This window comes from Paenibacillus profundus, from assembly GCF_021369635.1.
Lineage (GTDB): Bacteria > Bacillota > Bacilli > Paenibacillales > Paenibacillaceae > Paenibacillus_B > Paenibacillus_B profundus.
This window is the reverse complement of record NZ_JAJNBZ010000068.1, coordinates 1-9,583: the sequence shown is the minus strand read 5'-3', so window position 1 is coordinate 9,583 and position 9,583 is coordinate 1. Positions and strand designations below refer to the sequence as shown.

The window sequence follows — 9,583 nt, the reverse complement described above, 5'->3', positions numbered from 1 at the left end:
CCCATACACAGGTTTTATTATTTCACCTGTCTACCGTAAGGGGAGCATATCAAGTAGAAGCCTACCTCTAGTACAGCCCTTGTCCAACAGTAATTCACACAACAACGATTACGGGAGTGCCACATCCTATTCCAACGATATGTTCAAAACGATTACGTTACAACAAATTCCACAGTAACTGGGGTAGCAGGGTCAAGTACATCTCCACCCGGTATTGACAACGTTGTTGTGGTTGCTGTTGAAGTACTAGCTAATTGGAGCACACCATTAATACTAAGGTTGTAGAAGGCAGGTGAGGCAGGGAATGCAGTTGCAGCCGCGCCTGTATCATCTGTAAATGCTGTAGCTGCAATCGCAAATGTGGCCCCCGCTCCCGTACCTGCTCCTATAGTGGATACAAATCTTCTGCCCGCAATAAACGGTTTGATAATTGCCATTTCATTAACATCTCCTATTTACTATTTTAGTGCTGTACAAATCATCAATGATCGGACGACTTGTATGTTATATTAAATGCAAGTACTTTCAGAGATGTCACTATATTTGACATGGTAAAATGATATATTTTCATTTAAAAGCTGGTTGAAACAAAAGGATAAGGATAACTTCCCAACTTTCAGCCCGGTTCACTGCAAAGAAGCCCGGCTCATTTGCAGTGAGCCGGGCTTTGTTCGTATGATGCGCTGATTCGTCCTATTCTTTGTCTTTCTTCGCGAACATGGCAAGGAGGCTATCCGCGAACGGCGGATAAGCAATGCCGTTCTGCGTAATGATCGCCGTAATATGCTCGTGATCCGTCACATCAAAGCACGGGTTATATACGTTGACACCTTCCGGCGCCATCGGTTTTTCATACCATTTGCTCGTTATTTCTTCATCCGGTCTTAATTCGATATGGATATCATCGCCCGTAGCGCACTGCAAATCGACCGTAGACAACGGCGCACAGACGTAGAACGGGATGCCGTAATGCTTCGCCAAAATCGCCACCGCCGACGTCCCGATCTTATTCGCGGTGTCTCCATTAGCAGCTACCCGGTCACAACCGACCAGAACGGCCTGAATCTTGCCTTCTTTCATGACAATGGAAGACATATTGTCGCAGATGAGCGTCACATCGATGCCCGCTTCATGAAGCTCCCACGCCGTCAAGCGCGCGCCTTGCAGCAAAGGTCTCGTCTCATCGGCATACACCTTAAAACGGTATCCTTGCTCTTCTCCCAAATAGATGGGCGCCAGCGCGGTGCCGTATTTTGCCGTAGCGATCGCCCCGGCGTTGCAATGGGTCAGTATGCCCCATCCCGGCTGCAGCAGTGACAAGGCGTATTCGCCAATTTGCTCGCACACTTGCTCATCTTCAGCACGAATCGCTTCCGATTCCTGTCTCAGCGCTTCTTTAATCTCGCTTACACTTTTGCCTTGCTCTTGCATGAAGCGCGCTTCCATCCGATCCAACGCCCAGAACAAGTTTACAGCCGTCGGACGAGACGATCCCAAATACTCTTTTACCCGTTTAAAATCGTCAGCCATTTCTTCATATGTCGCCGCTGCCGAAGCCTTGACGCCCAAATACATGCCGTATCCTGCCGCAATGCCAATGGCCGGAGCTCCGCGCACCTTCAAATGGTAGATCGCGTCCCAAATATCCTTCAATTCTTTCAGTTGCAAAAATACTTTCTCATTGGGCAATAAGGTCTGGTCCAAGATGACCAGCGTGTCGTTCGCATCATCCAAAGTTACCGATTGAATCATTGTGGCAGTCATGTTGTTATCTCCCATCGTCTCATAACCTCCTTATCTGCTGTAAACCTCGCCGGCTGCTGCAATCACCTTAACAAAGTCAGCTCCGCCTTTCATGTTGTGGCGCTCCATAATGAACCGCTTGCCCATGACGATGCACATCTTCTCCGCCCGCGCTCTCGCGGCATGGTCCGCAATGGAGGTGATGTCCTTCACATGAGCGAGGCCCAACGTTCTGCGGCACAACTCTAGCCCTGCAACGCCTGCCGTATCCCGCAAGATCATTTCGAGATAATATTGATCAAAGCCTTTGTAAGCAGCGCATTTGTCCGTTGCGGAAGCAGCCCACGTTTCCAGAAACTTCTCTTTAAATAAATCAATAATATCTTGAATTGTGGAAATGAGCCAGTCTTTTTGCCGTTCCTTCTCCGTCCCTTCCTCCATCACGCTGTCCGCATTGACATAGGCAAAGATAAGATTGGCAATGACATTACCCACATCATAGCCAGCCGGTCCGTAGAAAGCGAATTCAGGATCAATGACTTTGGTCGAATCTGGCTTCACAAAGATGGAACCCGTATGCAAGTCACCATGAATGAGTGACTGGGCGTTGCTCATGAATTCGAACTTCAGCTTCGCCGTCTCCAGGAGCAGCGCTTCGTCCTCCCATAAGTATTCCTTTACAAACGGGAGCAACGGCGCAAACACATCATTCCGCGGACAATCATAGAATGGCTCCGTATATACTAAATCTTCGGTAATTTCACACAAATCCGGATTAATGAAATCTTTGACTTGCTGTTTCTTCGCTTTATGATTCAGGACAACGTCCGTCGTCAGCAGCAGCGTATTGACCATAAAGGTCGAGATATGCTCCGCAAAAAGCGGGAACTGCTTATGCTTCAGCAAAGCGGTGCGCAATATTTCATGGTCGGACAAGTCCTCCATGACGCAGCAGTTCATGACGGCATCATATTTGTATATTTGCGGCACAAGCCCAGGAGCCAGATCATATTCGATTTTCAAAATCTCGCTCTCTATCCGGTTGCGGTCTGGCGATACTTTGAACTCATCCGAGATGCGGGCGACCGGACCGGCCTGCTTAATGATAAGCGACTGCTGCGTATTTTCATCGACGACCCGGAATACGTAATTCAAGTTTCCGTCCCCGATTTCCTTGCATGACAGCACGGCATCCTGAGCAAAGTAATCCAGCTGGCTCATCGCATAATTAATAACATTGCTTTCTTTCATCGTGAAATAATTGTTGAAATCGTTCATCTCTATCTCCTCCTACAACCGTTATTTCTGTTTGTAATAGGTTAAAGCTAGCGCAAATGCAAGTACGGTTCCCTTCACGATGTCCATCGCATAATAAGGAACAGACATCATAACGAGACCGTTCTGCAGTATACCGATGAGAATCGCCCCGACGAATGTTCCGAACGCATTCGGTCTGCCTGCGCCGGCTACGGAAAAACCGATGTATGCCGCCGCAACTGCATCCATCAAATACGGCGCACCCGCATTGACCTCAGCCGTCATGACACGGGATGCCAACATAATGCCGCCAACCGCCGCAAAGCCGGCCGATAGCACATAAGCAAGCACACGATATTTGTTGACAGGAATTCCTGACAGCTTGGCTGCCTCCATATTTCCCCCGATTACATACATGTAACGGCCGTGCTTCGTGTAATTCAGGAAAATATGAACGACGACAACGACGACTAGCATAATGATAATAATCCACGGTACTTGGCCGATTTTCGAGAAGAACGCACTGATTTTCCCTTGAGCGAAGGTGCCATCCGGCATAACCATGTTCTGTGATACCGTCGCCCCTCTCGTATAAGTGAGCGCAACCCCTTGAATGATGAACATCGTCGCCAGAGTCATCAGCATATCCGGAATTTTCATTTTGACAATCATGAAAGAGTTCAGAAGCCCCGCAAGGAGACAGACCGCAACGGCAATAATAATGCCGATGAATGAATTTTGCGAATGCCAGACAAACATGGAGATGACGACAGCGTTAGCCAATGAAGCTACGGAGCCGACCGACAAGTCGAAGCCGCCCACTGACAATGAAATCGTGATCCCGATAGAAATGATCGTAACAATAGATATCGAACGCAAAATGTTAATGATATTAGAAGGCATTAGAAAGCTGCTGGACATCGTGCCGAACACGGCGATTAGAATTAAAATCGTTACAATCGTCCCGTATTTATATAAAAAATCAAAGAAATCGAAAGACTTGGCCGCCTTCACTTGACGCTGTTGACCTGTGCTCATGCTACTTTCCTCCCGTCGAGTAGAACAATAATTCTTCTTCGTTGGTAGCGCTCGTCTGGAGCTCCTTCACGATCTCACCATCGTACAGCACGTATACGCGATCGGTAATGCCGACGATTTCCGACAGCTCGCAGGAAGCATAAATAATGCTTTTCCCCTGCTGCGCCAATTGTGAAATGAGTTTAAAAATGTCTTTTTTCGCCCCGACGTCAACGCCTTTGGTCGGTTCATCGAAAATGTAAACTTCCGCTTCGGTCGTCAGCCATTTTCCAATCGCCACTTTTTGTTGATTTCCGCCCGACAAATTTTTAACTTTTGCCTGTTCGTTCGGTGTCTTGATGCCCAGATCTTGAATGAGCTGCTGAGCCTCTTTTTTTTCTTTACCGAACTGCAGAAATGTGCTGTAAGCGCAAAACTTCGACAGATTGGCAACCGTCAAATTGCTAACAACCGATTCAAGCACGAGTATGCCTTCCTTGCGCCGTTCCTCCGGCACGAGGGCAAGACCTTGCTTCACGGCATCATTACAATTTCGAATGGAAAGCTTCCGCTTCTGAAGCACGCGCTCGCCAGACACGACGCGCGACGCACCGAAGAGCGCTTTGCACAGTTCCGTCTTGCCGGCCCCTACAAGTCCTGCGAGACCGATGATTTCACCTTTCCGTACATAAAAATCGATGTTTCTGAGCTTATCGCTGTCCGACAGGCCTTTCACTTCAAAGTTCGTTTCTCCGATTTCAATCGGCACTTTCGGAAATTGATCATCTAATTTTTTACCGAGCATGTACTCCACAATGTCGTTTTGATTTGTGTCTGCAATCCGCTTTTTAATGACGAATTCTCCATCCCGCATTACCGTAATGTCATCGCATATTTCAAACAACTCTGGCAGACGGTGCGAAATAAAAATGACTCCGACATTATTTTTCTTCAAATCTCTCACAATGCGGAATAGCTCTTCCGTTTCAGCATGGCTGAGTGGAGCGGTCGGCTCATCTAGAATAAGGAATCGGCACTCCTTCGTTATCGCTCGCGCGATCAAAATCATTTGTTTCTCTGCCAGCGTCAGCTCACTGACTAGTTTTTTCGTCGATACCTTTACGTTCATGCGCTCGAGTGTCGCCTTGGCATTGCTGTGTATGCGTTTCCAGTTCATCCATTGCCTTTTCCCCATATCGTTGACCGTATCGTCTAGCATAATATTTTCGCCAACGGTCAAATAAGGAATAAGTGCCGTATCTACTTCCTGATACACGATTTGGATTCCCAAGTCTTTGGCATCTTTCGGCGAACGGATATGCACCGCTTGGCCGTCGATCCATATTGCTCCCGTGTAATGGTTATAAGCTCCAGACAACACCTTCATCAACGTCGACTTACCCGCCCCGTTCGCACCGATGAGAGCATGGGAGGTTCCGCTCTCCGTTGTAAAATCTACGTTGTTTAGCGCTTTCACACCCGGGAACTCGATGGTAACCTGCTTCATATCCAGGCGAATCGCTTGCTGCTCAATCATCTCTCCACCTCCTGTACGGATTCGGGAGGGTAAGCGTTGTCAATTACGTATCTAACGATTGTGCACGCTTGAACGCTTCCCTCCGTCACCTTTCTATTTGGATGTGTACGCTTCCTTAAGCGCTTGCATCCAGCTTTCGTCAAAATCTTTGCTTACTCCCCAGCCCGGGATAATCGTGCTAAGGCTTTCCATGTTCACCGTTTCCCCTGCGGAGTTCAATTGCACTTGCGTAATCATCGTCGGCTTCAAATCAAACTTTTGTGGTGTTTCCTCGCCTGCAATCTTCTTGGCGATAAGACGCATGTTGACGGCACCAATGACTTTCGGATCCACGGCAGCAGTCGCTACCCACGGACTCTTCTCTTCTTGCATCAGCTGCAAATCGGCGTTCGAGACGTCAATGCCGTATATTTTGATTTCGTCTCGGCCTGCTTCCTTCACGGCCCGTGCCGCTCCGATAGCGAATGCGTCCCATGTAGCGAAGATAGCGTCAATTTCACCTTTTCCGTGCTTGGTCAGCATCGCGGATACAGCGTTCTGCGTCTGTACAGATGTGTCGGATGCCGCTACACCGAAGCGTTCTACTTCCTTGATGCCTGTGTTCTTCTTCAAAAAGTCTTGGTACACGCCATTGCGGCTTACCATCGGCGGGAACCCGTCCACCCATAAATACACAATGTTACCGCTTCCATTTAGCTGCTGATTCATGCTTTCCAGCGCTAACTGAGCAAGCTGTGCATCATCTTGCGACGTCAACGTGACACCGTTGAGCGCAGCCAGATCTGGATTAGAGTCAAACGTGACGACAGGAATCCCCTTATCCGTCAACTTCTTGACATCATCCAACGTTGCAGCGTCATCCCCGTGGGAGATAATGACTCCGTCGTATTTCTTCTCCAATGCTTGGGCGATCGCATCGTGGAATTTGGCTGTATCGCCGTTGGCGGAGAACGTGTCCACCGTAAATCCCATCGATTCCCCCTCTTGTTTCGCGCCGGCTAAATATTGTGCCGTATGATCGTCGCCTCCGATTTTGCGGATGACCATCACTTTCACATCTTTGCTGGCGATAGGCTGAGGAAGATTTTCAATTTTGCTTTTATCCACGTTCGGTTTGCTTTGCGAAGAGTCTCCCCCGGTAGAACAGCCGGCAGCGACAAGCATTACGGCCATCAATGTTACGACAAACCTAGTAAAAACTTTGAATTTCATCTCCTGCACCCCTTATAACGTAGTAGATAAATCCGCAGGTCCTATGTAAGAAGTCATAAAACCTGTTGTTGATTAAATACTACCACCTTCATACCCAGATCGCAATGAAAATTTATTGTTTTATATTGTTTTGTGTTGATTAATACATTATTATTTTGATTGTTATTTGTTGCACGCTAAAATCGCGATAAGAATCTGGTTTAACTTGTTCCAAAAACAACATTTTGGATTATAGTTTCCATTGGGTATGGAAAACTTTATGAGGAACCAATTGCGTTAATAAAAAAAGAATGTTATTCTTTTATCAGACCGAACGTTCTGTTTGTTCGAGTAATATGATAAAGGAGTCAACTTATTAAGATGAAAGTGAGTCAACGGAGAACATCGGAGACAAAAAAGCGGATAGCGGCGGTCTCAAAGGAATTATTTTCACAAAAAGGCTACCTTGCGACATCCATAGAAGATATTATCGCCGCATCTGGAAGCAGCAAAGGTAATTTATATCATCATTTTAAAAGCAAGGAAGGGTTGTTTCTTTATTTAATTGAAGAGCAGGTGGACGAATGGATTGAGCATTGGGCCAAAAAAGAACACTTATACGCGACAGCAGCGGAGAAATTGCATGGGTTAGCTGATCATAGTGTCGATGATTTTCAAAATCCGCTTATTCAAGCGGCAGAAGAATTTAGCGGCAGCCAAACAGCAGATCCCGTTATCGTAGAACAGATCGTAGTCGCCACGAACAAACAGCGCGATGTGTTCCAAAGCGTCATCCAGGAAGGCATCGCCAACAGGGAATTCGAGGAATGTGACGGAAAACAAATCACTTATATTTTATTCGCACTCGTTGCCGGTCTAGGCGCGGCACGCTACGAGTTGGAGCTCAATGAGCTTCGCGCGTTGCATCACACGGCGATTTCCGTTTTTTTACATGGTATCGCAAAAAAAGAGAAACAATAAATTTTTTTCACACAAAAACAGACCGGTCGTTCGGTTTGTAAACTATGAAATGGAGTGATTAACATGGAGAAGTCGGTTTACTTAGAACGAATGTCTGGAATCGCGGCTCACATTGAAAAAACGATGCGGGAATTCGAAGTACCCGGACTTGCTGTCGCCGTTATACATAAGCAGGATGTATTGTTCCGTTCCGGATTCGGGTTGAGGGATGTTGCCCGGCAACTGCCGGTAAACACGGAAACGATATTTGCGATTGGCTCTTCAGCCAAATCCTTTACCGCAATGGTGTTGGCGATGCTTGTGCAAGAAGGCAAACTTGAGTGGGATGCGCCGGTGAAGCAGTATTGGCCGGACTTCCGCATGCATGACGCGGTTGCGACAGAACTTATTACATTCCGGGATATCGCTTGTCATCGTTCCGGGATTCCTAACCACCAATTTTTGTTTTATAAGCCCGAACTGACAGACCGGCAATTGCTCGAACGGCTTCGGTATTTAGAGCCCAGTCTGCCTTTTCGTCAAGCATGGCAATATTCCAACGCCATGTTTTTTATTGCGGGCTGCTTGATCGAGTCCATCACAGGAACGCCTTGGGAACAATGGGTGCAGAGCAACATTTTTACGCCGCTTGGCATGAAGAACAGCAATTTTTCTGTTGCGCATACAACGGCAGGAGCCAACTATTCATTGCCGTATGATATTGCAAAGGATGGAATCGCAGAAATTCCGTTTACGGCAGACCGAGCGGGCGCTGCGGGAGACATCAACACATGCGTTGCGGATTTGGCAGCTTGGGTTTCTCTGCAGCTTAATCAGGGAAGCTTTCAAGGCCATCGACTTTTGTCGGAGGAACTGGTCCAGGAATTGCATCAGCCGCAGGTTGTTATAGGCCCAGGTCACCTTCTCCATTTTCCAGAGATGCCCTATTCCGCTTATGGTCTTGGATGGATCATTGACACTTACCGCGGGCATAAGCTTGTCCATCATGGCGGAAAGAATAATGGCTTTACCGCTCATGTATCGTTTATGCCCGCAGATGAGATTGGGATCGTTGTGCTGGCCAACCGGGACAGTTCCTATTTGCCGGATTGCCTCGCGTATACGCTTTATGATCAATTACTAGCCAAGGAGCCTATTGACTGGACGGGAAGATTTAAGCAGGAGGAAGCGAAAATGAGAAAAATGATAGACGACATGAACGCTCCCTCAGAACCTGCGGAGCCTAAGCCCAGTTATGATCCTCTTTTCCCATTCGACGATTACACAGGTCATTACCATCATCCTGCCTATGGCGGCATAACCATTCACCGATTGGGGCAGGAATTGTCTATGGAATATCGTACTCTTATGTCGGGATTGATCCCGCTTGATCAGACTAAGTTCCGCACCGAAGATGGAGCCATGGATGTGACGTTCGCACGGAATGAGGAGGGAGACATTCAGAGCCTTCAACTGCCGTTGGAACCGACCGTCAGCGAGATTGTATTCGTCAAACAACAGAATGAAGGCGACGATTCCTGATTGCAAAATTAGCGTCTTTATAGTACACAATGTCAAGCTGATTAGTTGATAGTATTGGCTCCCGTTGAGGGACTCAGTGTCATTTAAGACTACAGTCCCCCTTTTTATCAAGTTGAATGTCAACTACCTTATTTTCTGCGATGGAAGTAAGTCCCATTGGAAAACGTACAGTAGAATCCATGGAGCGAGCACCTAATTGGCAAGTAGACTGTATTTCGTCCAGTGGATTGGGCTGTGTTTCAGCGATTGCTGCGGGACAGGACCCAAAACACTGGATAAACGAGAATGTCTATTCATTGTGGATGCTTTTGATAAGTGATTTCTTTATAAACAACG

At 47.3% G+C, this 9,583-nt stretch carries 8 protein-coding genes; 2 read left to right on the top strand and 6 right to left on the bottom strand.

Annotation, left to right across the window (positions count from 1 at the left end; genetic code table 11):
* Positions 1-152 precede the first annotated feature (152 nt).
* The 6 genes from LQV63_RS30745 to LQV63_RS30720 all read right to left on the bottom strand — a co-directional run bounded on the left by LQV63_RS30745 (position 153) and on the right by LQV63_RS30720 (position 6,766).
* A complete protein-coding gene (locus LQV63_RS30745; RefSeq protein ID WP_233699575.1) occupies positions 153-437 on the bottom strand; it encodes a DUF4183 domain-containing protein in 285 nt (94 codons plus the stop codon).
* A 256-nt stretch (positions 438-693) separates the two neighbouring features.
* The gene (gene mtnA, locus LQV63_RS30740; RefSeq protein ID WP_233699574.1) at positions 694-1,779 is read right to left on the bottom strand and encodes an S-methyl-5-thioribose-1-phosphate isomerase; all 1,086 of its coding nucleotides are present in this window, start codon (positions 1,777-1,779) and stop codon (positions 694-696) included.
* Between the two features lie 15 nt (positions 1,780-1,794).
* On the bottom strand, positions 1,795-3,021 hold the full coding sequence (mtnK, locus tag LQV63_RS30735; RefSeq protein WP_233699573.1) for an S-methyl-5-thioribose kinase: 1,227 nt from the start codon (positions 3,019-3,021) through the stop codon (positions 1,795-1,797).
* Between the two features lie 21 nt (positions 3,022-3,042).
* Complete coding sequence (locus LQV63_RS30730; RefSeq protein ID WP_233699572.1) at positions 3,043-4,038, bottom strand: ABC transporter permease; 996 nt, start codon at positions 4,036-4,038, stop codon at positions 3,043-3,045.
* 1 nt (position 4,039) lies between these two features.
* Positions 4,040-5,554, bottom strand: a complete 1,515-nt coding sequence (locus LQV63_RS30725) for a sugar ABC transporter ATP-binding protein (RefSeq protein ID WP_233699571.1) — start codon at positions 5,552-5,554, stop codon at positions 4,040-4,042.
* Positions 5,555-5,647: 93 nt separating this feature from the next.
* Positions 5,648-6,766, bottom strand: a complete 1,119-nt coding sequence (locus LQV63_RS30720; protein ID WP_233699570.1) for a sugar ABC transporter substrate-binding protein — start codon at positions 6,764-6,766, stop codon at positions 5,648-5,650.
* 360 nt (positions 6,767-7,126) lie between these two features.
* Between LQV63_RS30720 and LQV63_RS30715 the strand changes: the two genes are divergently transcribed.
* A complete protein-coding gene (locus LQV63_RS30715) occupies positions 7,127-7,726 on the top strand; it encodes a TetR/AcrR family transcriptional regulator (protein WP_019424172.1) in 600 nt (199 codons plus the stop codon).
* A gap of 63 nt (positions 7,727-7,789) precedes the next feature.
* Entirely contained in the window at positions 7,790-9,247 is a 1,458-nt protein-coding gene (locus tag LQV63_RS30710; protein ID WP_233699569.1) for a serine hydrolase, read from the top strand.
* Positions 9,248-9,583: the final 336 nt, after the last annotated feature.